The following is a 26,718-nucleotide window of genomic DNA, read 5'->3' as shown; positions in this document are numbered from 1 at the left end:
GGCACGGCTGATGAAGAGCAGCATGCCCCAGAAGGACCGCGAGCGACGGGACAAACAACCCACCATGTCAACGTGCTGCGCAATGGGGCCCAGGCCTCGCCGGTGAGATCAGTGGTGCTCGTGGGAATCGTAGCCGCGAAGCCTGTCCAGCTCGCGCCGCTCCTTCTTGGTCGGTCGACCGCTACCTTTGTCCCGCATCGCGACAGGGATGTGCATACGCGGACGCTCCGGGGTGCGGTCGTCGTAGGCGGTGCGTGCCTGCGGGTAGGACACGCGCTTGGAGAGCAACAGGACGACGCCGAGGACGCGGTCGAAACCCTCGATGCGCAGGCGCACCTCGTCACCCACACGCACCTTGAAAGCCGCTTTGACCGGCTCACCGTTCACTCGCACGTGCCCCGCGCGCACGGCGGCCGTAGCCTTCGACCGCGACTTCAGCTGGCGGATCGCCCACAGCCACGTATCGACGCGCACGGACGCGGACGCGAGCGCGTCGGCAGGGATGACAACTTCCTCGCGGGTCTCACTCATGGGCATCCCTAGTTGATGCGACGAATACGCTTCTGATGGCGGGGCGTCAGGATGATCGCGACGAGCGCACACAGGATCGGCATGCCGATCAGCATGCCCAGGAGGGCACCCCACGGAACCACCGGCCACAGGGTGGTCAGCGTCGGGAAGATACCCGAACGTGCGAAGGTGATGACCGCAAGAACACCGACGACGAGGCCTGCGAGGACCGCCGTTGGGATCGCGTTCAGCGCGAGAACAACGCCCTGCCAGCTCGTCACGTGGCGCCTCATCGACGGCGCGGCACCGATCGCATCGAGCGTATCGAGATCGGGCCGCATGTCCGAGGCCGAGAGGGAAACGACGAGGGCGACCGTGGCGGCCGCGGCAACAACGGCAATGAGCGCCGCAACGTAGGGCAGGACGAGCGAGCGCATCGTCGGCACGATGACCTGAGCCGAGGCACCGGGCACCTGGCGGGCAATCGTCGCCTGGAACGACGGCGCATCGACGGGACTGACCTGCTTGTCGAGCGTCAGGAGCTCGCCCAGAGGCCGTGCCTGCAGGCCCAGGTAGGACGCTGCCGTTGGCGAGAGCACAATGACGTTGACCCGCGTCAGGGGCGCGGCGACAAAGGTCTGGACAGTCGTGACCTGAGCGTCCGGCAGATTATCGTCCGAAGCACCCACAGCCCTCGCTTCAGCGATGGCACTCATGTCGAGGCTGCGCAGCGTCACCTGTCCGGCACCGTCGATGTATTCCGGGTCGGGGATGAGAACGCCGCCGGCGTTGAGGGTGGCAATAGCCCGCACCATGTCATCTTCGTTGGAGAAGTATCCTGCCTCACGCAGATACGTGCCGTCATCGACCATGTAGGCCACATCCAGCTCCGTCATGGTGCCCATGTTCATCGACATCGTGAACGTCGACTCGTTGTAGGGGTGGACCGCCTCGACCATGGAGGTTGGGCCGCCCGGACCGCTGTTCCACGCCAGGCCGTTGAGCGTCGCCCGCGAGGTGATCCCGCGCTGGGCGCCGACGGCCTCGACTGCCGACTTCATGAGGTCGCGCGAACGCTTGACCGAATCGGTGCGGTCGACGGTCGACACGAAGACCTGACCGCGCTGACCCACGTGGGGGCGAGAGTTCCAACCGGCCTCATTAGATGAGGAGAGGGTAACAAGCAGTCCGCAGGCGACGAACACGGTCGTCAGGATCGAGGCCATGGCCGGGAAGGTGCGGTGGCCGTTGCGTACCGCGTCGCGCAGAGCGAGTCGCATGCTCATCGATGCACGGCGGTTGGGCGCGCGCCAGCGTGTGAAAATGTATGGGATCGATCCAATCAGGCCAGCCTCGAGCAGACCGACACCGACAACGAGGGCCAGCACCGAGCCAAGCCAGGCGGCAAGGCCGAGCAGGGGCAGGCCCGCGAGGAGGGCCAGCGGGTAGATCATGCGGCGCCGCACCAGTCGGGATGGCTCCCACACGCGTCCACCGATGACGGCGGAGGTGTCGATATGGGAGGTCGTGTGAGCCGGGGACACGGATGCCATGAGCGACAGGAGAACCGGCAGGAGCACCGACAGCGCAAGGGGCCACCACGGAACGATACCGATCCCCAGACCCGACCACAAGCCGATGCCGACCATCGCGGCCGCAGAGCAAACGGCGGAAAAGAGGGCGGAGTAGATGCCGATAATGACACCGTGGGCGATCGTGAGCCTGCGCCCATCCGTGCGGTCGCCGCCGTTCGCAACGATCATGGCCGCCGTGCGCATCACCGAGCGCTGAGCGACGGTATACAGGGGCGAGATGAGCAGGATCATCTCAGTGAGTATCAGGAGGATACCGGCAACGAGAAGAAGGTACTGCCACGGGTTCCCCCCGCGGATGTTTCGGGGAACCTCGTACTGCGCAATCTGCGAGGGCAGGGCTGAGACATGGGGCGGACTGGCCAGCACCTGGCGAGACAGAACAGAGAAACCGGATGCGTTGAGCTCGCGGATCTTCTCCCACGTGACGGGCTCGGGTCCGGTGACGTACCAGGCCGTCTGCGTGCGGCCAGCGACGGCAAGACGGTCGATGGGAAGCGTTCCGTCGCCGATAATAGCCCTCTCGGTGCCGCGGATGATCGCGTCGACGAAGACGTTTCCCTTGAGGGACTGCGCCGCACGTTCCTTGGCGATCGTCAGGGACACGTTAACGCTGTCGCCGACCGAGACCGAGAGCGCTCGCGCTACATCTTCGGAGATGACGGCATGACCGGCGGCCAACGCTCCGCTCTTACCTCCCGCGTTCACGCGCGGAGCCTCGAGCATGCCGGTCTGCGTCCCATTGTTCACCGTGAAGCCGGTGCCGTCAGGCTTGTCCAGGCGCAGCTGGTAGAGGGTGTCCACAGCGATCAACTCATCGCCTGCGGGCACCCAGCTGTCGAGGGTCTGCATCGAGACCGCTACCTCGTCGTCCGAGGCCGTCTTCGACAGGCGATCTGCCGTGAAGTCCTGCTCAATGGCTGTCGAGGACCGATGGAGCGTTACCGCCTGCACATCACTGCGATGCCCCAGCCAGGACGAGGCCTGATACCGCTGTGAGGTCGTGACATCCCAGAAGGTGATCGCTGCGATAGCGATAATGATCGGGAGCGAGATGAGAAAGACAGCCGTGAGCGTACGCCCCAAGCTTTGGCGCGCATCACGAGAGGCGATGCGGAGCACTACTCCCCATCGCCTCATCCGCGTATTGAGTCGACTCATTAGATCCTTGGTGCAGTACCTGCCAGCAGATCCCTCAATGAATCTCCCCTTGAGCGATCGACGATGCGACCGTCGCGCAGGAAGACAGTTCGATCTGCCCATGCGGCCATTCTGGCCTCATGAGTCACGAGGATACCGGCTGCACCGGCATCAATGTGATCACGCAACACCAACATGATCTGTTCGCCAGTATGAGAATCGAGCGCGCCCGTCGGTTCGTCCGCAAGAATGACCGAGCGGTTACCCACAAGCCCTCGGGCAATCGCAACGCGCTGGCGCTGGCCTCCAGAGAGCAGCTCGGGGAACCGGTCGGCCAGATCCGCGACACCCACCTCCTCGAGCGCGGCCATCGCGGCCTCACGCACCTTCAAGGGGCTCACACCGTCAAGCTGCAGAGGCATCTCAACGTTCTCCAGGGCCGACAACGACGGGATCAGGTTGTAGTCCTGAAAGACATACCCGATCGAACGGCGACGCACTTCGGCTCGATGAACGCTATCCAGAGACGCCAAGTCAACCCCGTTTATGCAGACGTTTCCTCGAGTCGGACGCTCGAGACCACCGGCGATCGACAGCAGCGTCGACTTGCCGGAACCCGAGGGCCCCATAACAGCGAGAAGCTCGCCGGGTGCGACCTCAAGGTCAATCCCGTCGAGCGCTCTCACTCGGACGCCGTCGGCACCGAACTCATGTCCGACACCAGCCATCCGGATCGGTAGTGGCACAGGCTGGCTCATCGCACCCCGGCACGCTCCGAAATGCTGGACTCAGTCTGGGCCCAGCTCATCGAGCGGCCCTTCGCGGCAGCGAAAGCAGCTCGGCGTGCGGCTTCGGAGACCGCCCCGGACTCGATGTGGTCGAGCCAGTTGAGCTCAGCCTCAAGGTCGAAGATGTGACGCTCAAGGATAAGCTTCCAAGCGATCTCACCCTCGTCGGCCGAAGCCTTCAGGCGGGTGACATCACGCAGGGAACCCAGGGTCGAGCGACGCTGAGTCTGAATCATAGCCTCGACGTCGACCGTAGGATCGGCGGCGGCCACGGCAAGCTTCATGACGAGCTCGTCGCGCTCGGGGTGCTCGCGAGGGACGGGGGTAGACCACCAGGCGGCGAGGACGTCGCGACCGGCATCGGTCAGCTCGAAGACCTCGGAGTCACGGCCCGCGTTAGTCTCGGCGTGAGACACAACCTGACCGTCGCGCTCGAGGCGCTGCATCGTCTGGTAGACCTGGCCAATATTCAGCGGCCACGCTCCGCACGTCTGCTCCTCGAACATCTGCTTCAGGCGGTAGACACCTGCGGGCTGCTGCGCAACAAGTGCCAGCAGGGCATTGCGAACCGACATAACTCTCCGTTCGTTGTCTGGACGTTTAGACGATCTGTGGTTGAACAGTATCTATCGTACGCCAATTTCCTTAATGAAGCGAAGATTTAGCCGTGGATTACCTAACAACAACCCTACCGACTGGTTATATGCGGACTCCCGAAATATCGGGGAATGCGCAAGAAACCAACCGCCGTACCAATAAAAGTACAACCATGTTACAGACAGTTATTTCAAGTTTTTCAGCCATATTCCAACGAATGGCCAGCAGCTCGGTCAGCCCCCTCCAAACTCCCGACGGAAGTCTTCCAAAACAAGAATGAACACATCGCGAGGACAACTGACCAGCAGTACGAAGATATTTGTCACTCGATAGTCTCACAGTTTGAGACCTATCGATCACAGGGCGGAACGCTCGTCGAGCACGTCCTCAGTATCGGCCCACAGCTCCTCCAGAGACGAGGGCGCAACACCACGCACAGCGGAACAACGGAACTCGCCAGCACGGGCATCTCATCGGGCTATGGATCCTCGTATCCACGCGACAAACGAGCCCGAAGAGTCAGGCAGGAACCCACCGGCACGAACGACCGCCACGCTCCCTGCGCGGGAGGCTACACTGGGGGAGACCAGGAGGATTCACCGATGAACACCCCGCTTCCCACAGGCCCCGCCCCGGCCTCGTACCCAATTCCGACCCTCACACTTCCGACGGGTTCGCCAATCCCTGTGCTGGGTTTCGGTACCTACAAGGTAGCCCCACAAGACGCCTACGACGCGGTGAGCCGGGCCCTTGAGGCCGGATACCGCCACGTCGACACCGCTCAGATGTACGGCAACGAGAGTGAGGTCGGTGCGGCGCTCGAGGCCTCGGGAATCGCCCGGGAGGACCTGTTCGTCACGACAAAGGTCGACAACTCCAACCACGAGCCCGAGCATGCCGCCGCATCCATCCGGCGCTCCCTCGAAGAGCTGCGCACCGACTACGTCGACCTCCTTCTCGTACACTGGCCGCTGCCCACCCTCTACGGGGGTGACGTCGCCCTGCCATGGCCCGCTCTCGAGGACGCATTCAACGCCGGCTGCGCACGCGCGATTGGCCTATCGAACTACGAGCGCGAACACGTCGAGGCCGTGCGCGCGACCGCGACGGTCACCCCGCACGTCCTCCAGGTCGAATCCCACCCGTTCTTCCCCAACGCTGACCTGCGCACCTACGCCCAGGGGCTCGGCATGGTGTTCGAGGCCTGGTCCCCTCTGGCGCGAGGACGCGCGGTGACCGACCCGACGCTCGTCGAGATCGGCGCGCAGCTCGGCGTGGGCCCGACGCAGATCGCGCTGCGCTGGGCACTGGATCGCGGCCACGTCGTCTTCCCCAAGACCCTGAGCCGCGAGCGCATGGCCGTCAACTTCGACGTGTTCTCCTTCTCCCTTGAACCCGAACAGACCGCGCGCATCGACGCTCTCGACCGGGGCGAGGCCGGTCGCACGGGGTCTCATCCGGCAACGATGGATCGACTCTAAGGACAGGTACGATACAGGCATGGCTTCCAAGCTCACGCGCGCCGACCGCGCCATCGTCCGGCTGGCCGACGGCACCGTCAAACAACAGAACCTTCTCACGGGCACAGAGGTGTGGACCGTCCCCGGTCGGGGCAACCGCCCCCTGAGCGCCCCGCATGCCGACAACAACCCCATCGATCACGATGCCGACGGTCACCACTGCGCGTTCTGTTCGGCGCGCTACCTCGAGACCCCTCCCGAGAAGTCGCGCCTCGTGCGCCGCGAGGACGGTTCCTGGGAGCAGCTCGATGCCCTGAGCGCCGATCAGCTCGGCGACACGGTCGCCGAGTTCCGACGAATCCCCAACCTGTTTGAGATCGTCTCCTACAACTACTGGCACCTCAACCATGGGCACATCCCCTCTGAGAATGACCGTCGCCGCATGGCGCACTACCTCGCCTCGGACGCGGGCTACGAGCACGTCATGAACGTCGTGCGCGCCCGTATGCTGGCCTCGGGCATGAGCGAGGGCGAGTTCGCGGCCACGAGCGAGACCGCGCGCCTGCAGTACGCCAACGGCTTCTTTTCCGGAGGCCACGACCTGATCATCGGCAAGCGCCACTACGTCGACGGTGCCACCGAGGCACACCAGCTGGCCGGGTCCGGCACCCTCTCCCCCGAGGAGCACGAACAGTACACGGCGTACACGGCCCGCTCGATGCGCGACCTGTACGACCTGGACCCCGCAGTCCGCTATGTAGCGACCTTCCAGAACTGGCTGCGCCCCGCGGGAGCCTCCTTCGACCACCTCCACAAGCAGCTCGTTGCAATCGACGATCTGTCCGTTCAGACCGAGGCTGAACTCGAACGCCTGCGCGCCCAGCCCGACATCTACGATCAGATCTTCACCGTCGCGGCCACGCGAAAGCTCCTCATCGCCCAGAACGAGCACGCCGTCGCCCTGGCCGGGTTCGGACACCGCTTCCCCGGAATCGCTATCTGGCCACTGGGGGAAGCCGCGAACCCGTGGGAGGTCAGCCCAGAAGCAATGCGCGGAATCTCCGACATCCTCCACGCGGCGCACGCCGCGACGGGCGTGGAGGTGCCGGCCAACGAAGAGTGGTACCACCGTCCTCCCACCGTCTCCACGCCGATGCGCTGGCGCATCCTCCTCAAGTGGCGTATTTCGACCCTCGCCGGTTTCGAGGGCGGAACTCGCATCTACCTCAACACGATCGATCCGTGGAAGGTCGTCGAGCGTACCGTTCCGCATCTGCTCGAGCTGCGCGAAGCGGGCCTCATCGCCCCCATGCGCATCGGCGAGGAATGCAAAGTCAGCCCCGCAATGCTGCGAGGCTGACTCGTCAACGGCCGTACGGCGCGGGGACTTCTACTCGTCGTCCGAATCGTCGAGGCCGGGGTCGGTTGCTGCGTCGTACGCGGGTGCCGGCTCCGTTTCCGTGTCCTGCGCGCCCGGCTCAGTCCCGGGGTCGGGCGTACTCGGCTGGGAAGGGGCGGCGGGCGCAGGCGAGGCGAGAGCAGATGCCCACGTCGCAAGGAAGGCGTTGGTCGCATCCAGTGCGCCGATCGTCTCATCGGCGACGACCGCCTCTCCCGTAATGCCCATGAGCCAACCGGCCTTCGTGTCGGCGGCAAGGACGCCATCGATCGGGTACGCGGCACCCGTCGTCGCCAGGGAGCGCTGAGCGGTCTCTCCCTGCAGCCAGGCGATCAGCGACTCGGCACCGTCGGAGGCCGACGAGCCCGTCGCGGCCGCGTACATGGTGCGGGCGATGCAGGTCGACGAGATCGGCGTACCGTACGAATCCGCGCCCGTGTTCGTCGCAGCGGCGGCAGCCAGGGAACGCGGGGCAACGACCAGCGGGTACGCGCCCGACGTTCCTGCGGAGGCTCCCACGATCTCGGACAGATACTCCTCAGACACATGTGCGCCCGCGGTCCAGGCACCGATCGTCGTTCCTAGCGAGGGGTCCACGCGCGGGTTCAGAGACTGCGCAAAGGATCCCAGGCCCTCGCCGGTCTGCGAGGCCACTTCCTGTACGAACGCGCGCCCAACCGACGACGAGGCCGGATCCGGGACCGCGAGCAGCGCGCGGATACGCGGGGACGTTAGATCACCGAACGAGGTCGGCAGGGGGCGACCGTTAGCACTCATCCACGACTTGTCCGCGATGACGCAGACATCGTCACGACCGTAGGCAACAGCGGCCGCCGCGCCCTCCACCGCCGTGCCCGACAGCGTCACCGTGTCCTGCGGTGGTGCGGCCGCGACGGTGCCGGCCGCGCTGGCCTGCAGAGCATCCGCACCATCGAGCCCCAAAACAACGTCCGCATTCGTCTTCGCCAGGTCTGCGACCCCATCAACGGGCACTGCGGCCACCGTGAAACCCGTCGCCTTCGTGAACTCCTGGGCCGTCACCGTCGGCAGCTGCGCGCCGCCAACCAGAGCAACCACCACCGTCCCCGAACCACTGCGCGGCGTCGGAGCATCAATCGTGCCGTGCCCGGTCGCGCTCGACGAGGCGCGCGCACTCTGACCCGGAATGATCGGCGATGCAAAAGGATCCCGGGGAGCGCTCGACGACACAGACGGCGAACAGGCGGCCACCGTCGTCGCCATAACGGCGAGGGCCGAGAGCGCATAAACAGAGCGGGCGCGAGCCATGAGGAATCCTTCGGACGGGAACACTACCGTTCAAGCATAGGACAGCGCGCCCGTGGGCCTCGCGTAAGAGCCCCGCGTGGGGCATCATGGAATCGTGTGCACGCGCACAGGGACAACCAACCCCCAAGCCAGGAGGCAACCATGGATTCAGCCACCATCGAAAAGGTCGCCACGACCGTCGTCATCGCCGGAGCAGCCTTCGCCGCCTCCAAGCTCTTCGAAGCCGGCTGGAAGGTCTCCACCGGGCGCCCGATCCCGGCCGAAGATTCCGACGATGTCACCATCGCCTCCCTGGTGATCTTCGCGGCGACCTCCGCGGCTATCGCCGCCGTCGCCCAGCGCTACGCGTACAAGGGCTCCCAGAAGTGGCTCACTCCCAAGCTCGCCGCACGCTTTGGCTCTCCCCAGTTGGAGGCCTGAGCGCCACCAACGGGCGGCCCTGCCCTGCCGCTCACACGAGCGGCAGGAGAGGACCCAGGTCCGTGCGCTCACCCGAGGCGCTCACGCGCGAGCCAGCCATGGCCTCGTCCCACGTGAGAAGACCGCACGCGAGCGACAGCCACGTCGCGGCATCGGTTTCTACGACGGCGGGCGGCGTGCCTCGCCGGTGAGTCGTTCCCGGCAGGATCTGCACCGCTCCCGCGGGAGGCACACGCACCTCGACCGAGCGGCCAGGATGCAAGATGCCGAGTTCCTCAAGCGTGAAGCGCACGGCAGTCAGAACGACCGCGCGTGCCGGCTCGTCGCCGCTCTCCACCGCCTCGCGCCACGAGCGCAGCGCCGCCATTCCCTCGCCCGGATCAATACGTCGTTTCGCCATGCCCCGATTCTACGCGGCGAGCCCACGCCCACCCCGAGCGTGCATTCCAACCACCTTGTCAGGCACAATGGGTCTGACCCGTTTCCGACGAGAGGCCTCACGTGAGTGACACCGCTTCCCTGATCACGCTGCGTTCGATTCTCGACATCGAGATCGCACGCAACTACGAGTGGGACGCCGCCACCATCATCGCCCTCTCCGGCGTCGACCGCCCCGGCGACCTGACGACCCGCATCGTCGAAGTCCCCGGCGCACTCACTGACATCGCCGCGGAAGGGTTCTCCCCTCACTCCGCCGCCGGACACGCGCTCTCCCACGAACTGCACGACGCCATTCAACGCCGCGTGCGCCTATGGATCGCCGAGATCCCCACCGACCAACTCGCACGCCTGCACGAGGCCTTCGGCGACGGCATCGTCCACGAGGCTGGACAGCCGCGCGGTGCCAACACCCCGATCGCCATGTCCCCCCTCGAGCTGCTGGAGCAATGGGCGGCCGGCAGCGACGAACAGCGCGAGTTCATGCGCATCGCGATGGCCGGGCTCGACACGCTGACCTCCTCCTCGCACGCGACACGCGCCTCGCGCGCAGTCGGTGCCTCCATCATCGAACGCTCCCCGTTCCTTCGACTGTGCCGCAACCCCAAGTTCATCGCCTACGTCGTCGTCTTCGTATACTCGATGGCGCGAGCCGTACCCGTCATGTTCGTCCCCCACTTCGGTGGAGACTGGCGCATCCTGTGGCTCATCGACGTGGTCACCGCGATCCCCTACACCTGGGGCCTCATCGAAATGGTCGCCGGACAAAAGCTCTGGCATCGCATCGCCGGCGCCGTCACCGCCTCCGTGACTTTCCTGGCCCCCTACGTGTACTTCCTGCTGTACGGGCGCCACGCTCCCCCGGGCATCTGGTTCGCGATCGCCTGCATCTTCTTCGGGGGCATCTTCCTCGAAGTCTTCCGCTACCTGCGCGATCGCGCCGTCAAAAAGGGCCTGGCTGAGTAGTTGTAGCGCCATCCACTCACAGCCCATCCCCGATGGCTGCTCGGATGTGCCCACGGGCGGCGGCCCGCCCGCTTACCGTCCGCGCCGCGAGCCTGCCTCGGCGCGTCGTCTCGAAGCCCGTCCAGTCCCGCGCCCGCAGACACCGCAGACATCCCCCTGAGCACCTACCTTCAACCCAGGTACCCACGCCGTCCATGTGCCACCCGTCTACCATCAGCTGGCGCGCGCTGCGTCCCGGCTTCGTCGCAAGAGGCAGGAGAGCCCTTCGTTCCTCCCCGGCTCCGTATCTCAACTGCTCCGAGAACCAAACGCCCCCAGGCACAAGACCCGGGGGTGTTTGCAGGCGCTGGCGGCGTGGCGCTACTTGTCCTCGCCGGTCGCCGTGCGGATGAAGCCCGCAATCATGAACCAGCCGCCGCCGACTGCGAAGAGGATCAGCGTCCACAGGGGCTGGACCGGGTAGACGATCACCAGGTAGGCGCAGGCGACAATCCACGCGGCAGCGCTGAGGATGTTGGGGATCTGGAAGCGCTTCACGCGCGCCGGGTGGGTGTAGTGCAGCGGGACGAGCGTCATGATCGCAAGGAAAATCGTCGCCCCGATGTTCAGCCACGCGGGGGTTTGGAGCACGTACATGACGATTGCGACGCAGTTCCAGGCCGCCGGGAAGCCCACGAAGTAGTTGTCGTTCGACTTTTCCCCGTCATTGGCGTAGCAGAACACGGAGGAAACGATGATGACCACCATCATGATGACCGGGATCGGCTTGGGGCCGAAGGGCAGGTGCATCGCCATGAAGAGCGCGGGCAGGAACGTCCACGTCAGGTAGTCAACGAGGTTGTCGACGACCGCACCATCGAACCAGGGGATGACCTGACGAACGCCGACCTTGCGAGCCAGGGTGCCGTCGACACCGTCGACGATGAGCGCGATGACGAACCACAGCCACATCATCGGGATGTTGTTGTCGAGCATCGCGAACAGCGCGAGCGTTGCCCACGCGAGCCCCGAAATGGTGAACGCATGCACCGCCCACGCGGCAATCACGCGGCCAACGCTGGGCTTGTTGGCACTCTCGGACGAGGCCGGGGCCTGCTCAGTTGTAGTGGGGACGGTTTGCTCAGGCACGGACAGCTCCTGTGACGGCGGATGATTTCCGTCCCTCAGTATGCCAAAGATTGGTGCGCTTTTGGTGAAAATGAGACCAAACAAGCCACCTTCGGAGGGTCTCACAGGCCCTCTCCTGCTTCACACCCGGTCCACATGAGGGCCATTCACGCTGCTTCTATGCGATTACTGTCGGTCCCACCCACCATGCGGGACAACGCGAGGGCACGTTGCGCCCCTATCCAACCGAGGGAATAACACCAGACGAGGGTGGGACTCGAACTGCTGCTCGGGGCATGAGCCGTGTTGCAACCACCCCTAGAATCCGTCCTGCATAGCGTCGGCCGGGGGAATTGCGCCTTGTGAGGGGCCACGCTCGGATACCCACCTCTCCCCCACACCGGAGCTGGGGGAATTGCACCTTATGAGGCTGCGACACGCCGGTGATACGTCCCTCGGCAGCTTCATGTCGTGCAGATCCCCCTTAACCGGGGAACGACGACAGCCCCTGGACGCCAAGGAGCCGCAGCGGCAGCCAAGGCCAGTACGAACCAGGAGGGTCGAGAACCAATCCACAGCACGAGCTCCCTCAAACGAATGAGCATGTGGACTGAGGAGACTGAGTACACGCGGATAGGTTGCAACGATGTGGATAGGTTATTGACACGCGGATAGGTTAGTAAGCTATCCGCATCCTCATAACCTATCCACATCCTCAATAACCTATCCGCATACGGATCGTACCCAGCGCGGGCCATGCGGAGGGGCGTGCCAGGGTCACAACCTATCCGCATACGGGGCGTGCCCTGCCGGTTTGGAAGACACGGCGAGGTACGCGAGCGGAAACGGAAACGTCGTGAATAGGAAACAACAAAGTGGATACGTTGGGCGTTCTAGATAGGCTGAGGCGCTCCGGATAGGAAAACAACCTATCCACATGCGCCTCTCCTATCCGGAACAGCACTTCTTATCTACAACACGATGTCCCGCCTCATCAGAGGGCACCACATAGGCCGCGAACTGCGGTGCCCGGCCGCTGTCACGGTGCTCGGAGACGGGACGGGGCTGGAGACGACGCGCCCTACACGCATCAGCAACGCGGCGCGACCGCTGTGGAGGGCCAGGGAGGACCCAGAGGCCAGGGCGGGCTTCGAGACGCGGTGCCGACTGAAGCGAGGTCGTCGAGACTCGCGGGCCACCGGTCCCTCCAGGAACAGGAACACCCGCATAGCAACAACCACCTTGATACAGCAGGCGAGGCAAAGCACTTCCGTACAACAGGCACCGCACAGGAGCGCGTCCCACGGGGTATAACGCAGGGGCGCGGGTCCGTAGGCCCGCGCCCCTAGACGCTAGAACTCGGAGGCGACAACTCAGAAGTACGCGCGTCCGGTTTCGCTCAGCTCGCGCAGCTCGTCGAGGTCCGCGATCCAGCCGCAGCCCTCTCCTTCTGCGGCAAGCAGGTCGACGCCGCTGATCGCGAGCATGTCGCCCCCCGTCGTGCCGATGCGCACGGCGTCCACGCCCTCAGCCTCCGCGGCCGCAAACACTGCCTTGACGGCCGCCTCGGGCACCGCGACGAAGGCGCGGGCCTGAGACTCGGACAGGAGCATCTCGTGGTCGCCGACACAGTCGCGGCGGGCAGCCCCGGCCACGTCGAAGACGCCGCCGATACCGAAGCGCAGCGCGGAGTCCACAAGGGACTGCACGAGGCCACCGTTGGACAGGTCGTGCGCGGCGCGCACGAGGGGTCGACCATCCGGTCCGTCAACGGCACTCAGCGCGCGCACGACGTTACCGAGGGCGACCTCGGCCGACAGGTCGACCTGCGGCGGGAGGCCACCGAGGTGCGAGCGGGCGATGCGCGCCCAGGCGGACCCGTCGAACTCCTCGCGGGTGGTGCCCAGGAGGATGACGGCGAGGCCCTCTTCGGTGAAGCCGGAGGGGTTAGCGCGCGTGACGTCGGGGAGAATGCCGAGCATGCCGATGACGGGCGTCGGGTTGATCGACGAGTTCGGCAGGCCCTTCTCGGTGCCCGACGAGTTGTACAGCGACACGTTGCCACCGGTCACGGGGATCTCGAGCTCGATGCAGCCGTCCGCGAGCGCGGTCATGGCGGTGACGAGCTGCCACATGGCGTCCGTGTCTTCGGGGTTGCCGAAGTTCAGGCAGTCCGTGATGGCGACGGGTTCGGCGCCGACAACAGCGACGTTGCGGTAGGACTCGGCGAGGGCCTGGCGGGCGCCCGCTGCCGGGTCGAGCTTGGTGTACCAGCCGTTCGCGTCCGTCGAGAGGGCCACGCCGAGCCCACTTTCCTCGTCGATACGGATGACACCCGCGTCGTCGGGCTGGGCCAGGGCGGTGTTGCCCTGCACGTAGCGGTCGTACTGGTCGGTCACCCAGGACTTGGAGGCCTGGTTGATGTCGGACAGAACGGCCTTCACGTCGGCGATGAGCTCCTCGCGCGTGGCGGGACGCGTAAGCTCCTCGGAGGTGGCGGCCTGCAGCTCATCCTGCCACGCGGGGCGCGCGTAGGGGCGGTCATAGACGGGGCCCTCGTGGGCGACGGTCTTCGGGTCCACGTCGACGATGCGGTGGCCGTGATGGTCGATGGTCAGGCGGCCGTCGCCGGTCAGGTGACCGATGACCGCGGCCTCGACGTCCCACTTGTCGATGATCTCGAAGAAGCGCTCGCGATCCTGTGGCGTCACGATCGCCATCATGCGTTCCTGGGACTCGCTCATGAGGATCTCGCCCGCGGTGAGCGTGGGGTCGCGCAGGAGAACGTTCTCAAGGTCCACGTGCATGCCGGAGTCGCCGTTGGAAGCCAGCTCGGAGGTCGCGCACGAGATGCCGGCCGCGCCGAGGTCCTGGATGCCCTGGACGACACCGGCCTCGAACAGGTCGAGACAGCACTCGATGAGGACCTTCTCCATGAAGGGGTCGCCCACCTGGACGGAGGGACGCTTGGCGGGCATGCCGTCTTCGAAGGTCTCGGAGGCGAGGATGGAGGCACCGCCGATGCCGTCGCCTCCGGTGCGCGCGCCGAAGAGGACGACAAGGTTGCCTTCGCCGGTCGCGTTGGCCAGATGGATGTCGTCGTGGCGTAGCTTGCCGATGCACAGTGCGTTGACGAGGGGGTTGCCCTGGTAGGAGGGGTCGAACTCAGTTTCACCGCCGACGTTAGGCAGGCCCAGGCAGTTGCCGTAGCCGCCGACGCCGGAGACGACGCCGTGGACGACGCGCGCAGTGTCGGGGTGGTCGACCGCACCGAAGCGCAGCTGGTCCATGACGGCGATCGGACGCGCTCCCATGGAGATGATGTCGCGGACGATGCCGCCCACGCCGGTGGCCGCACCCTGGTAGGGCTCGACGAAGGACGGGTGGTTGTGGGACTCGACCTTGAAGGTCACGGCCCAACCGCCGCCGATGTCGACCACGCCGGCGTTCTGGCCCATGCCGACGAGGAGGTTCTTCCTCATGGCTTCGGTCGTGCGCGCGCCGAATTGCTCGGCGAGGTGCTTCTTGGAGGACTTGTAGGAGCAGTGCTCGGACCACATGACGGAGTACATGGCGAGCTCGGCGTTGGTGGGTCGGCGCCCGAGAATGTCGCAGATGCGCTGGTATTCGTCCTCTTTGAGGCCGAGTTCCTTCCAGGGCATGTCCTGGCCGGGGGTCGCGGCGGCGTTCTCGACGGTGTCGGGCAGCTCGCGGGTGAATTCGGAGGTCATTCGTTTTTCCATTCGAAAGGTCTGGGACGAAGCCGGGGCTCCCTCGCGGAGAGGGCGCGGTGGCGTCGTCAGCCGACGAGGGATGCGAGGACGGAACGGAAGATTCCCAGGCCGTCGGTGCCGCCGTGGTGGCTCGCACCGTCGGGGCCGAGGGCGAGGGGGCCGAAACCGACCTCGGTCGCGTGCTCGGGGTGGGGCATCAGGCCGACGACGTTCCCCGCGGCGTTGGTGACGCCCGCGATGTCGCCCGCGCTGCCGTTGGGGTTGAAGTCGACGTAGCGGAACACGACGCGCCCTTCGCCTTCGAGGCGTTCAAGCTCGGCGGGGGACGCCTGGAAGTTGCCTTCGCCGTTCTTGAGGGGGACCGTGATGGTCTCGCCGGCACTGTACGCGCGCGTCCACGCGGTGTCCGCGTTCTCGATGCGCAGCACCTGGTCGCGGCACAGGAACTTCTGGTGATCGTTACGGATGAGCGCGCCGGGCAGCAGGTGCGACTCGCACAGCACCTGGAAGCCGTTGCAGATGCCCAGGACGGGTAGGCCTCGTCCGGCTTCACGCACGATCTCGCTCATGACGGGAGCGGTCGCCGCGATCGCGCCGCAGCGCAGGTAGTCGCCGTAGGAGAAGCCACCGGGGATAACGACCGCGTCGACGCCGCGCAGGTCGGCGTCCTTGTGCCACAGGGACACGGCCTCGGCTCCAGCGATTTCAACCGCGCGGGCGGCGTCACGGTCGTCGAGGGTGCCGGGGAAGGTGACGACTCCGACGCGCCTCACTGCACGCCTCCCGCGTAACGGGCGTCGGCCTCGTCGATGGCCTCGACGCGCACGACGTCCTCGATGATTGGGTTGGATAGGACCTCTTCGGCGGCCTTGCGGGCCTGCTTCAGGAGCTCGTCGGTGACGGGACCGTCCACGCTCAGGTGGAAGCACTTACCCTGGCGCACGGCGGTAAAGCTCGTGATTCCGAGCCTGGGTAGCGCCGAACCGACAGCCTTACCCTGCGGATCCAGGATCTCAGGCTTTGGCATCACTTCCACGATGATTCGCCCCACGGCGTTCCTCCTTGTGTTGTTGGTGAGGATCCCGCCGCGCACCTTGCCCGGCGGGCACGTTTGCTTACAGGATGGGGTCCGACCCGGTGAGTCGGCGGTAGGCCTCGACGTAACGCGCGGCGGTCGCGGCTGCCACGGAGTCGGGCAGGGCGGGCGGGTTGTCGCCCGATGCACGGTCCCAGCCGGCTTCGTCGGAGACCAGCCAGTCGCGCACGTACTGCTTGTCGAAGCTGGGGGTGACCTGCCCCTCGACCCACTGCTCGGCTGACCAGAAGCGCGAGGAGTCCGGCGTCAGGATCTCGTCCGCCAGCACGAGCGCGCCGGTGGTTACGTCGATGCCGAACTCGAACTTGGTATCCGCGATGATGATGCCGCGCTGCGCTGCGATGTCGCGGGCGGCCCGATACAGAGCGATCGACAGGTCACGGATCGCTACCGCGAGCTCCTCACCGACGCGCTCGACGGTCTGCTCGAAGGTAATGTTCTCGTCGTGCTCGCCGACCTCGGCCTTCGCGGCGGGGGTGAAGATCGGCTCCTCAAGGCGAGAGGCCTCGGTCAGCCCGTCGGGCAGATTGATGCCGCACACGGAGCCGCTCTGGCGATACTCGGCCAGGCCGGAGCCGCTCAGATAGCCGCGCACGACGCACTCGATGGGGATCATGTGCAGGCTGCGGCACACGACCGCACGCCCGTCCACCTGCGCGGGCACCTCGAAGCGCGTGGGTTGCGCGCCTTCCAGGGCGCGCGAGGCCTCAGCCGGGGCCTTCGCTCCAACAGCCAGCAGGTGGTTTTCCACGACGTGACGCAGCTGCCCCATCCACCAGATGGCGAGCTGGTTAAGGACGGCACCCTTGCCGGGAATGAGCGTCGGCAGCACGTAGTCGTAGGCGCTAATGCGATCAGAAGTGACCATGAGGAGCGCCTCCGGACCCGCCTTCGCGTGGCGCGGACGACCCGCCGGGGTGGCGGTCTGCGTCGCGGGGCCGACCACGGCCTCGTCGGGAGCGTATATGTCGCGAACCTTGCCCGCGCTCAGCGGGGTCCAGCCGTGAAGGGTGGCGGTCATGGTGCTCCTCAGTGTGTTGTCAGTCGAGGGTGACGGCCAGGTCGGCGGGCCACGTCGCGATGTCGCTGCGGTGGTGTTCCCCGTCGAAGTGGATGAGGTCCACTGCGCGATATGCCAGTGCCCGGGCCTCGTCAAGGGTGGCCGCGCGGCCGACGACGTCCAGGACTCGGCCACCGGAGTTCACCAGCGCGTAGGTCGGTTCGAAGCCGCAGCATCCGGCTGCGACGTCGGCCGGGTCATCGGTGATCTCCTCGGAGGTGCCGGCGTGGATGACGTGGACGCCCTCGAGCTCCTCGGCGGCATCGATACCCGTGATCTCATGTCCGGTATCCGCGGGCCCCGGGTAACCTCCCGAGGCCATGACGACCGTGACAGCGGCGTCTTCGCTCCAGACGGGTGCGGGGACCTTGGCGAGAGTGCCGGTCGCAGCCGCGTACAGGATGGGGGCCAGTGCGGAATCGAGGCGTTCGAGGACCGCCTGGGTCTCCGGGTCGCCGAAACGCACGTTGAACTCGACGACGCGAATGCCCTTCGAGGTCATCGCGAGGCCGCAGTACAGGAGGCCACGGAAGGGGGTGCCGCGACGCGCCATCTCGGTGATGACGGGCTGCGCGACCTCGTCGACGATGCGGCGCGTGGCTTCCTCGGGCAGCCACGGGAGCGGGCTGTAGGCACCCATGCCGCCGGTGTTCGGTCCTTCGTTGCCGTCGCCGACGCGCTTGAAGTCCTGCGCGGGCTGGAGCGGGACGACGGTCGCGCCGTCAGCGAAGCAGAACAGAGAGACCTCGGGGCCGTCGAGGAAATCCTCGATGACGACCGCTCCCCCGTCGCGCGACAGGCAGGCACGCGCGTGCCGCGAGGCATGGGCGCGGTCGGTGGTCACGACGACGCCCTTGCCCGCGGCAAGCGCATCATCCTTCACGACGTAGGGGGCACCCAGATCGTCGAACGCGGCCTCGACCTCGTCCATCGTGGTGCACGTGAAGGAGCGAGCCGTGGCCACGCCGGCATCGGCCATGACCTGCTTCGCGAAAGACTTCGACGCCTCGAGACGCGCCGCGTCCTTCGTCGGGCCGAAAACGGGAATCCCGTAGTCCAGGACCGCATCCGCGACGCCCGCGACGAGCGGGGCCTCCGGACCGACAACCACGAGATCGACGTTCTCAGACGTGGCGCGACGGACGACGTCCTTCGGATCCAGGGGATCCATGGTCAGGGAGCGACCCAGCTGTTCCAGGGCGGGATTACCCGCCTGGACGACAAGCTCCACGGGATGCTCGGGGGTGGACGTTCGTACAAGCGCGCGGGCGATCGCGTGTTCGCGACCCCCGTTGCCAACGAGAAGAACCTTCACGTTACCAGCCTATCGGTGTTCGGTAGCCTCCCGGGCCACCGTGGGATTATATGGGTGCACGTCACAGAAAAAGTGAGACGGGCGTGCGGGCCTCACCAGGCACCGTTCGGATTCCCGTCGCGGCGCCCATCTTGGGAATCGCGCCGGTCCCGCTCCCGTTCCTTGTTCTGTTCCTGCAGCTGCTCGCGGCGTTCCTTTTGTTCCTCATCCTCTCCCTCGTAGGGATTCTCGGTCGGGCTGGGTGTGGGCGTTGGATCCGCCTGCTGGTCCTGCTGTTGCTGCTGGTCCTGCGTACCGCTCTGCCCCTCGGATTCTTCCTCGGACTGCTGCTTCTTCTCTTCGACGCGTTCCTTGTTCTCGTCGGCCGGGTTGTTGGATTCGCTGCCGGACTGCCCGCTCGACTGGTTCTGGTCGCCGGACTGACCGGAACTGCCCGATGCCGTCTGACACGGCGAGATTGTGTCTTGCGCTTCCTGGTAGAAGCTCACCGCGTTTCCGGTCGAACCCGAGGAGCGCAGCTTGTCGCCCTGGATCTCCAGGCCGATGGCGAGGTTAACGCGCACGCGACACTCGTAGGAGAAGGGTTCCAGACGACCGGGCTGCACCTCGCGAGCCTTAGGAACAAGCTCAAACGCGGCACGCAGTTCCTCCACGCCCTCGTCGAGGCGGTCCTGACGCACCAGGGTCGTCCCGAGGTTGTAGTGCGCGACCCATGCCTCGATACCGATACCCGTCCACGTCCGCTGTCCCTCGTAGCCCGCCTGGGCGGTCTCGTAGTCGCTGGCCTGCCATTGCTTCAGAGATGACTGCGACCAGAGCCTCAGGCCAATCAAGTACCCGGCGATCATCAGGACGATCACAAGAATCGGGATGGAGAACCACAGGGGGCGCAGGGCGCGCGGGGAGCGCTGCACCTTCTGCTTGCCGCTCGTGGCCTGACCCAGCCGTTCGCGCAGTGAGGCATCGACCGGACCGCCCTGGAGGGCACCGAAAGGCAGGAGATCCTCTTCGGGTATGTTGTCGTTAGAGGGCATGGGAATTCCTCAGCTGTTGAGCGCGCAGCGCCAGGGTGGCACCCTCCCACGCGAGGAGTCCCCCAAGGAGGAGCGCAAACGGCCAGATGATGTAGCGGTACGTGTCTTTCGTGTTGCGCTGTTCGGCAATCTCGGTCGCGCTATCCAAGATGGAGCGCGCGTGGGATTCGATCGCCGACTTATCCGGCGAGTGCACGTAGTCGAGGCCGATGCGCGATGCGACCGACTGGAGGGCCGCCTCGTCGATCTTCGAGATGGCAACCGGGTGGCCGGGCTGGGAGAGGTCGTGAATGTAGCCGTCATCGGTACCGCTCTGAGCATCGCTACTGCCCAGGCGCAGCACCTTCATGGGGCCACCCTCCGCGGTGCCATATCCGACGATGAGGCCGCCGTCGACATACTCCTTGACGCGATCCCAGTCCTCCTCGGTCCCGGTCTGCGCGGAGGTCCAGTGGTCCTGGTTCGAGGTCTCACCGTCGGAGAAGACGAATACCGCGCGGAGGTTCTGAGGGTGACGTTCCTTGTTCTTTGCGAGGAGGGCCGCCAGGTCCGCCGCCGGTCGGTTCAACGAGGACCCCTGAGACGACGCGGACAGCTCTCGGTTGAAGCTCTCCATGTACGAGGCGACGGCGGAGGCGTCGGTCGTCAGCGGCATGTCCGTGTGCACCGTGGAGTCCCACGTGAGGATCGAGAATCGAGAGCCCGCCAGGGAGTTCATGAGGAGCGCAACGTCGTTGCGCACGCCGTCGATGCGCGGCTTGGATCCGTCCCAGTCCTCCGCGGCCATGGAGCCAGTACGGTCGATGACGAGGTAGACCTCGAGAGACGAGGAGACCTCGAGGGCCTCGCCGGGGATCGAAGGCCCAGAACCCATGATGATGACGACCAGGACAATGAACGAACGACGGACGATGTCCGTGACGCGCTTGCGCGCGGCGCGCTTCGCCGAGAGGAACACGAGGACCGCTGCCACGAGCACGATGAGGACTAGGAGCACCGGGTGGACGACGGGACGAAATATCATGTCAGAGCCTCCCGAAAGCGAGCATTCCGAGCAGGGACAGAACGCCGACGATGGTCCAGCCGAGGCTGGCCCCCGGGCGATCCGTCTCTACGAGCTTGCCCGCGGAATCGAGTTCTTCCTTCTGCTCGGATTCGATCTGCTGAACGACCTGATCGACGGCGGAGGGCGATGAAGCGTCGTAGAAGTCGCCGCCAGTGGACTTGACCTGATCCCGCAGTTCCACGCCCTCATCCGTCGGGGCGTAGGAGGATCCCGGGTACAGGACCGAGACGGTCACGCCCTGATTCTTCGCGAACTCGATGGCCTCGCCGAGGTTGTAGATGCCCTCGCCGTACACCTCGTTGTCGGTCGCGAGCAGGACCGTTCGGGAGCGCACCTTGTCAGTATGGTCGAAACCGAGGACACACGACGCGAGGCCGTCACCAACCAGGGAACCACGCTGCTCCCCTTCGGCGGCCAATGTCGGACGGAGATACTGTTCGAGTTCCGGGCTGAAGTAGATCTTCCGACCGATCTGGGTAAAGCCCTGATCGATGTTGTCGGCCATCTCAGTGAGCACCTCGTTGGCCATCTCGTAGTCGTCGGTGAGAGGGAACATCGTCATCGAGTAGGCGTTCCACAGCTGCAGCGAGATTCGCTCACCCTCGAAGTGCGAGATGATCTGCTTGAAGGAGTCGCCGATCTCCGAGTCGTAGGGAAGCATCGATCCGGAGGCATCCAAGCACAAAACGATGTCACGGCTGGAGGACTTGTCGTGCTTGACGTAGCGATCAACGGGCGCACCGGCTGACACCGCCGTCGCGATGACGGCAATGATGAAGCAGACGACGGCCAACGCCAGCGACAAACGCGTTCGGCGCACAAGGGCCTGATACTTGGGCAGAGCTCGCAGGAAGCCGGTGTTTGCCACCCAGCCCTTCTTGCCCGAACGCTCTCCGGCTCGACGCGCAAGCAGCCATCCGATGCTGGTCGCCGCTGCGACGACCAGTAGGACGACGGGAATAAGCCACCCGTACCTCATACGTTCACCGCCTCCACAGCCATGGTCAGTACGCGAGTGACAGCCTCGTGCGAAGGCTGCCCCTGCGGGATGTTCTCTCCCGTAAAACTGGGGAGTTCGCAGGCCTGAAGAATGTCCGCCAGGCCAGGCCACACCGGGACGAGCTCGCGCACCTCGGACACGGTCGCAACCTCGAGGTCACGGCCCGTTCGCTCGGTGCCTAGGGCACGCATGAGGCCTGCGAGGGCGAGGTGCACGCCGCGCGCATCCAGGTCGCCATCGGCGTAGCGATCCGCGATCTGGTCGATGAACGTCAGGTACTTCTTGCGTCGCGCGTCCGTGATTGTCTGCAGCTCCATGACCTCGCCGATGCGCGAGGTCCACCAGCGCCACACGCTGTACAGGATCCACCCGACGACGCCGACGATCAGCACGACTCCCAGGATCCACATCCAGTGTGGGTAGGTGACAGGGTCCGTGAGACTCTCGCTGAGGTTACCGGACATTGCGGTGCCTTTCGCCTGGGGATAGCATGCCTCGGACGCGATCGGTGTTGGGTACAGCCGTCGCTCGTCGTGTCATTACGCCCTTCTTCCCCGTCTTTTTCGAGGCGTCGGCTTCGACCGTGAGTGTCGTGGCGATACCGATGCCGCGTTCACCTGATTGTGCCACGACGGGCGCGATAGTGCTAATGCCGCGCCAACCCGACACTGGGGAGCGAGCGCGAGCACGGGATCTAATCGGCGGAATCTTCTCTCACTTGTTCAGTGTTTGGGCGCTTCTTCGGGCGCGGAGGGTAACCGGAGCGCCAGATGTACAGACCGATCAATGAGATTCCCGCCAGGAGGCCGACGGCCCACCACGGGAAGCCGGGGATGTCGGGGGTGGCGCCGGCAGCGTCGATGTCGCGCTGGGGTGTGGGGTAGACGCGCTCGCCGGTGATAAGGATGCGGTGAGTGTTGATACCCAGGGGCGTGCAGGTCACGAGCGTGGCGAGGTCTCGGCCGGGTTCGGAACGCAGGGCTTCGGTCTCGTCGGGTTCGACGACCTTCTTGTCGAAAACCCTGTAGGTGAGGACCTCACCAAACACTTCGAAGGTGAAGGTGTCTCCGACCTGTACCTTGTCGAGGTCTGTGAACATGCGCGCCTCGGCCAGCCCACGGTGTCCGGTGACGACGGAGCGCTGAGAGAGCCCTCCGACGGGGAGCGAGGTTCCCTCCAGGTGTCCGAGGCCGCGCAGGAGCGTCTCGTCGTCGGTGCCGTGGTAGATGGGCAGGTCGATGTCGGCGGCGGGAACCTTGAGCCTGCCCATGAGTCCGGAAGAGTCAACGGAAAGGATCGTGTTGTAGTCCAGGCTGGCGTCCCCCGAGGTGCCGTCACCAGTGGGCACGTTGGAATTGGCCTGGAGGACGGCTCCCGAACTCAGGGCGTCGTTGTAGCGGTGGGCGAGGGAAAGCTGTTCCTGGGCGGAGGGATCGGCGTCCCTCACGGAGTCCGCGTAATGGGAGATGATCTGGGATTGGTTGTATTGAACGATCCACGCCGAGACCGACGGGTAGAGGAATAGGAGCAGTCCCGCCAGGGCAAGGAGGGAGGGGATCAGGGAGATCGCAGAGAACCTCCACCGTCGCACGTCGCGAGGAACGGTCGGTGAGGTTGCGGAGGCGTCGGGGCTTGCCTGCACGCTGTCGGGAGCGGTAGTCATGACGCGTGAGCGCCGGGGGACCCGCCTCTCGGGTCCCCCGGGGCACATCATGCCTTGCGGGCCTTGCGACGCCTGATGGCTGCGGCTGCGCCGGCGGCGCCAAGGCCAGCGACGATGCCGCCGATGACGTAGGCATCAGCACCGAATCCACCGGTGAGCGGGATCGCGGGGACGCTCTGCTTGTTGTTGGTGATCGGCGCGAAAGCGTAGTCGAGCGCGTCCTTGCCGATGGTGAAGGGGCGCGGCGTCGCGTCGAGGCGGTAGCCGGCCGGGGCCTTCTTTTCCGTCAGGGCGTAGGGTGTATCGCTCCACGCCAGACCGGTCACCGTGAAGGAGCCCGCGGCGGGGTCGGAGTCGTAGTAGGGGGAGCCCGGGGTCTTGGGGCATTGGGCGGCGGAGGCGGCCTTGCAGTCGGTGATGGTGACGGCGCCCGGCAGGGTTCCACCACTGATCGTCCACTCCGAGCCTTCCAGCGCGGTGGCCGTATTCGATGCGTCGACCTTCTTCCAGGTGAGTGATCCGGTCTTGCGTTCGTTGACGATGGCGGCATTCAGGGTTGCCTCGAGGGAGGCGGGGGCGATCTGCGGGAAGGTGTGTGCCTGCAGGTTCACCTGGTAGCCGACGGGGGCGGTGGTCTCGCGCACGGCGTAGGTCCCCCACTTGAGGTCCTTGATCGCGAAGGATCCGGGGGCCGGGTCCTGGTCCTTGTAGGGCTGGGTGGGGCACGGGCCGGCGGTGCAGTCCTCGACCGTGGCGTTACTGGGCACACTCGGCCCGGTCAGGGTCCAGGTGGTGCCCGCCAGGGGCGTGATTCCGTCGGAGTCGACCTTGTTCCAGGTCAGGGAGCCCGGCTTGGAGGTGTTGGTGATCGTGCACAGGACGCGGTCGGTGCCGCGCACCTGGAGCTGCGCCCGTCCGTCCGTCGTGACGCCGTTCAGGGAGGAGGAGTAGTTTTCGCCCACGGTTCCGGGGGCCTCCTGGCAGCTCCACTGGCCCATCTCGTATCCCGCGCCGGCGGGGTTGGCGGTGGTCTCGGAGAGGTCGTTGTTGCCGGTGCGCACGACGGTGGGGCCTCCCGTGGTGCCGTTGCCGGTGGCGGTGTAGGCACCCGCGCCGCCGGTGAGTGTCCACTGGTCGGCACCCAGGCCCGCGACCTCGGCGGTGGCGTACTTGTTGTCGACGTTCTTGACCAGCTGCAGGGTGGGAACTCGCACGGCGACGCGGTAGTCTTCGACCTCGCCGGTGGCGGTGCCGCCGACGGGCTTTTGGCCGTTGCCGTTCTTGTCGGCGGTGATGCGCAGGCGCATGTAGGTGGCGCTGCCGCTTCCGTCCTCGCCGTCGACGGAGCGCACGACGTCGGCGGGGACCGTCCACGACAGTTGCGCCTTGCCGGAGGCGCAGGGGGCCTCGTTGGACTTCTCGCCGGCGTCGAAGGTGCCGTTGTGGTTCCAGTCGATCCAGCCGGCGACCTTGCCCGTGCCCGCGCACGTGGGGGCCAGGTTGTAGGTGGCGCCGGGCTGGGTGCGGATCCCGTCGGCGGGCAGGGTCACGGAGTCCTCGTCGTTCTTCTCATCGTCTGAGTCGTCGCCGAGGGCGTCGGTGCTGAAGGGTTGGTTGGGCTCGGCATCAATGTAGGCGCCGAGGCGGGGGGAGACCCTGTCCATGTTCATTCGGGCCTGGGGGGAGACCTGGAAGAGATCGGTGGTCGAGCGCACCTCGCCACCCTCCCAGGTGGGCTGGAAGACGGAGGAGGCGATGCCGTAGGAGTCGGGGGCGTCGCCGTAGTCGGTGGCGACCACGAGGCCGAGGGCGACGGCGGAGTAGCCCGCGCCCTGCATGGTGACGGTGGCGGAGGTGGCGCCCTCCATGAACATGACGGCGTCGGGGCCTCCGTAGCCGTTGGGCTTGGAGTAGGTGCCGCCCGACTGGTAGACGCACTCCTCGTCGGAGGGCATGAGGCGCAGGGTGCGCCCACCATCGGAGACGATGCCGTCGGTGGTGACCTGCTTGCCGGTGTTCTTGCTGATGCAGGTGCGCGAGCGGATGGTGTCGAGGACCCTCCAGCGCGGGGGCCTGTTGCCGTCGGTCTTCTTCACGGTGGCCTGGACCCACTCGTCCTGCCGCTCGTTGGTGGCCCAGCTCTTGATCTTGTAGCGCTTGGATGACGCCTCGGCGTCGGCGAAGACGAGGCCCTGGATGGGGACGTTGGTGATCGTGCCGTCGCTGCCGTAGATCTCGGCCTTGCAGCTGTAGTCGACGCTCACGCGGGCGTTGAAGCCGGTGGGGCGGTGGTCCGTGCTCTGGTCCCAGGGCTTGCCGTCCCAGGCGTTGCCTCCGTTGTAGGCGTAGCCGTTGGCCAGGCCGATCACCATCTGGTTCTTGTTGACGTAGTCCTTGGGGTAGGTCAGCCCGGTGTGCCACACCTCGGAGCCGTCATTCCACATGCCGGGTCCGCCGACGTTGTAGAGGTTGTCCAGGGCGTCGCCCGCCCAGGCGCCCGGGATGGTGGCGACGAGGGGGCCCTCGGTCTGCGCCTTCGGGGTGCCGGGGGCGGGAGTGTCATGGGTGAGGTTGGCCAGGGTGCAGGTGGTCACCAGGGAGCCCGCGTCGCCCAGGTCGCGGTGGTTGATGAACTCCTTCGGCCCCTCGCCCACGCCGAGGACGGGGACGTTGGGCTTGTCTTTGCCCTTGAAGTCCTTGTCGTAGTCGGCCCACTGGAGCCACTGGATGGAGTCCTTGAAGCGTCCCATGCCTCCCGTGGCGAAGGTCGCGGGCAGAGAACCGGCGGGCACCCCCTCGGCCGCAGCCTGGGCAGGCTGGGCTACGTTGGGCAGGATCGGCGCGGCGGTGAGGGCCGCGCTGACCGCGAACGCGACCGCGAAGCGTGAGAGCCGCCTGGCGCGGCGCTGTGTTCGGGCGAGCTGGGTCACTTCAACTCCAATGGTTAGTTCTACGAAAATCGTTTTTGCACAAGTATCGGTTGGGATGTGCCACGGGCCGACACGACCGGAGAGCCATTCTCGCGGCCGGGCCGACCCGCGCGGGG

Annotated in this window: 22 protein-coding genes; 4 read left to right on the top strand and 18 right to left on the bottom strand. The window is 65.9% G+C overall.

Features of this window, described 5'->3' with window-relative positions:
- Positions 1 to 108 precede the first annotated feature (108 nt).
- From RDV55_RS06170 to RDV55_RS06155, 4 genes are read right to left on the bottom strand one after another with little or no spacing between them, the layout of a single operon-like run.
- On the bottom strand, positions 109 to 531 hold the full coding sequence (locus RDV55_RS06170; RefSeq protein WP_111823473.1) for an RNA-binding S4 domain-containing protein: 423 nt from the start codon (positions 529 to 531) through the stop codon (positions 109 to 111).
- Between the two features lie 8 nt (positions 532 to 539).
- The gene (locus RDV55_RS06165) at positions 540 to 3,242 is read right to left on the bottom strand and encodes an ABC transporter permease (protein ID WP_111823472.1); all 2,703 of its coding nucleotides are present in this window, start codon (positions 3,240 to 3,242) and stop codon (positions 540 to 542) included.
- Between the two features lie 20 nt (positions 3,243 to 3,262).
- A complete protein-coding gene (locus RDV55_RS06160; protein ID WP_111823471.1) occupies positions 3,263 to 4,000 on the bottom strand; it encodes an ABC transporter ATP-binding protein in 738 nt (245 codons plus the stop codon).
- Positions 3,997 to 4,605: a PadR family transcriptional regulator gene (locus RDV55_RS06155; protein ID WP_111823470.1), complete on the bottom strand. Its 609-nt coding sequence runs from the start codon at positions 4,603 to 4,605 to the stop codon at positions 3,997 to 3,999. Before RDV55_RS06155 ends, RDV55_RS06160 begins: the two co-directional genes overlap by 4 nt.
- Positions 4,606 to 5,229: 624 nt before the next feature.
- On the opposite strand from RDV55_RS06155, the gene RDV55_RS06150 reads away from it, so the two are divergent.
- Together RDV55_RS06150 and RDV55_RS06145 are read left to right on the top strand one after the other, a co-directional pair.
- Positions 5,230 to 6,108 (top strand): aldo/keto reductase, encoded by an 879-nt coding sequence (locus tag RDV55_RS06150; protein WP_111823469.1) that lies wholly within the window; start codon positions 5,230 to 5,232, stop codon positions 6,106 to 6,108.
- Positions 6,109 to 6,127: 19 nt separating this feature from the next.
- Complete coding sequence (locus tag RDV55_RS06145; protein ID WP_111823468.1) at positions 6,128 to 7,447, top strand: DUF4921 family protein; 1,320 nt, start codon at positions 6,128 to 6,130, stop codon at positions 7,445 to 7,447.
- 30 nt (positions 7,448 to 7,477) lie between these two features.
- On the opposite strand, the gene RDV55_RS06140 is transcribed toward RDV55_RS06145, so the two are convergent.
- Positions 7,478 to 8,773, bottom strand: coding sequence for a type 2 periplasmic-binding domain-containing protein (locus tag RDV55_RS06140; RefSeq protein ID WP_111823467.1), 1,296 nt, complete (start codon positions 8,771 to 8,773; stop codon positions 7,478 to 7,480).
- 141 nt (positions 8,774 to 8,914) lie between these two features.
- Here RDV55_RS06140 and RDV55_RS06135 point away from each other — a divergent pair, with 141 nt between their 5' ends.
- Positions 8,915 to 9,193 (top strand): DUF4235 domain-containing protein, encoded by a 279-nt coding sequence (locus RDV55_RS06135; RefSeq protein ID WP_111823466.1) that lies wholly within the window; start codon positions 8,915 to 8,917, stop codon positions 9,191 to 9,193.
- Positions 9,194 to 9,224: 31 nt separating this feature from the next.
- On the opposite strand, the gene RDV55_RS06130 is transcribed toward RDV55_RS06135, so the two are convergent.
- The gene (locus tag RDV55_RS06130) at positions 9,225 to 9,593 is read right to left on the bottom strand and encodes a sterol carrier family protein (protein ID WP_111823465.1); all 369 of its coding nucleotides are present in this window, start codon (positions 9,591 to 9,593) and stop codon (positions 9,225 to 9,227) included.
- Positions 9,594 to 9,694: 101 nt separating this feature from the next.
- On the opposite strand from RDV55_RS06130, the gene RDV55_RS06125 reads away from it, so the two are divergent.
- Positions 9,695 to 10,597, top strand: a complete 903-nt coding sequence (locus RDV55_RS06125) for a cytochrome C oxidase subunit IV (protein ID WP_111823464.1) — start codon at positions 9,695 to 9,697, stop codon at positions 10,595 to 10,597.
- A gap of 360 nt (positions 10,598 to 10,957) precedes the next feature.
- Here RDV55_RS06125 and RDV55_RS06120 read toward each other — a convergent pair whose 3' ends face one another.
- From RDV55_RS06120 to RDV55_RS06065, 12 genes are all read right to left on the bottom strand, one after another.
- Complete coding sequence (locus RDV55_RS06120) at positions 10,958 to 11,725, bottom strand: CDP-alcohol phosphatidyltransferase family protein (RefSeq protein ID WP_111823463.1); 768 nt, start codon at positions 11,723 to 11,725, stop codon at positions 10,958 to 10,960.
- A gap of 1,352 nt (positions 11,726 to 13,077) precedes the next feature.
- Positions 13,078 to 15,435, bottom strand: a complete 2,358-nt coding sequence (purL, locus tag RDV55_RS06115; RefSeq protein WP_111823462.1) for a phosphoribosylformylglycinamidine synthase subunit PurL — start codon at positions 15,433 to 15,435, stop codon at positions 13,078 to 13,080.
- A gap of 68 nt (positions 15,436 to 15,503) precedes the next feature.
- Positions 15,504 to 16,211, bottom strand: a complete 708-nt coding sequence (purQ, locus tag RDV55_RS06110) for a phosphoribosylformylglycinamidine synthase subunit PurQ (protein WP_111823461.1) — start codon at positions 16,209 to 16,211, stop codon at positions 15,504 to 15,506.
- Complete coding sequence (locus tag RDV55_RS06105) at positions 16,208 to 16,489, bottom strand: phosphoribosylformylglycinamidine synthase subunit PurS (RefSeq protein ID WP_111823460.1); 282 nt, start codon at positions 16,487 to 16,489, stop codon at positions 16,208 to 16,210. The genes purQ and RDV55_RS06105 overlap by 4 nt, the downstream gene beginning before the upstream one ends.
- Positions 16,490 to 16,553: 64 nt before the next feature.
- Positions 16,554 to 17,555, bottom strand: coding sequence for a phosphoribosylaminoimidazolesuccinocarboxamide synthase (locus tag RDV55_RS06100; protein WP_111823459.1), 1,002 nt, complete (start codon positions 17,553 to 17,555; stop codon positions 16,554 to 16,556).
- 19 nt (positions 17,556 to 17,574) lie between these two features.
- Positions 17,575 to 18,909 carry a phosphoribosylamine--glycine ligase gene (purD, locus tag RDV55_RS06095; RefSeq protein WP_111823458.1) on the bottom strand — a complete coding sequence of 445 codons (1,335 nt, stop codon included), beginning with the start codon at positions 18,907 to 18,909 and terminating at the stop codon, positions 17,575 to 17,577.
- Between the two features lie 92 nt (positions 18,910 to 19,001).
- Positions 19,002 to 19,943: a hypothetical protein gene (locus RDV55_RS06090; RefSeq protein ID WP_111823457.1), complete on the bottom strand. Its 942-nt coding sequence runs from the start codon at positions 19,941 to 19,943 to the stop codon at positions 19,002 to 19,004.
- Positions 19,933 to 20,967, bottom strand: a complete 1,035-nt coding sequence (locus RDV55_RS06085) for a vWA domain-containing protein (RefSeq protein ID WP_111823456.1) — start codon at positions 20,965 to 20,967, stop codon at positions 19,933 to 19,935. Before RDV55_RS06085 ends, RDV55_RS06090 begins: the two co-directional genes overlap by 11 nt.
- A gap of 1 nt (position 20,968) precedes the next feature.
- Positions 20,969 to 21,988 carry a hypothetical protein gene (locus RDV55_RS06080; protein WP_111823455.1) on the bottom strand — a complete coding sequence of 340 codons (1,020 nt, stop codon included), beginning with the start codon at positions 21,986 to 21,988 and terminating at the stop codon, positions 20,969 to 20,971.
- On the bottom strand, positions 21,985 to 22,473 hold the full coding sequence (locus RDV55_RS06075; RefSeq protein ID WP_111823454.1) for a hypothetical protein: 489 nt from the start codon (positions 22,471 to 22,473) through the stop codon (positions 21,985 to 21,987). Before RDV55_RS06075 ends, RDV55_RS06080 begins: the two co-directional genes overlap by 4 nt.
- Positions 22,474 to 22,703: 230 nt before the next feature.
- Complete coding sequence (locus tag RDV55_RS06070) at positions 22,704 to 23,672, bottom strand: class C sortase (protein WP_245907665.1); 969 nt, start codon at positions 23,670 to 23,672, stop codon at positions 22,704 to 22,706.
- 47 nt (positions 23,673 to 23,719) lie between these two features.
- On the bottom strand, positions 23,720 to 26,602 hold the full coding sequence (locus RDV55_RS06065; RefSeq protein WP_111823453.1) for a CshA/CshB family fibrillar adhesin-related protein: 2,883 nt from the start codon (positions 26,600 to 26,602) through the stop codon (positions 23,720 to 23,722).
- Positions 26,603 to 26,718: the final 116 nt, after the last annotated feature.

Origin of the sequence: Schaalia odontolytica (genome assembly GCF_031191545.1) — a bacterium.
Taxonomy (GTDB): Bacteria; Actinomycetota; Actinomycetes; order Actinomycetales; family Actinomycetaceae; genus Pauljensenia; species Pauljensenia odontolytica.
This window is presented reverse-complemented; position numbering and strand designations above follow the sequence as displayed.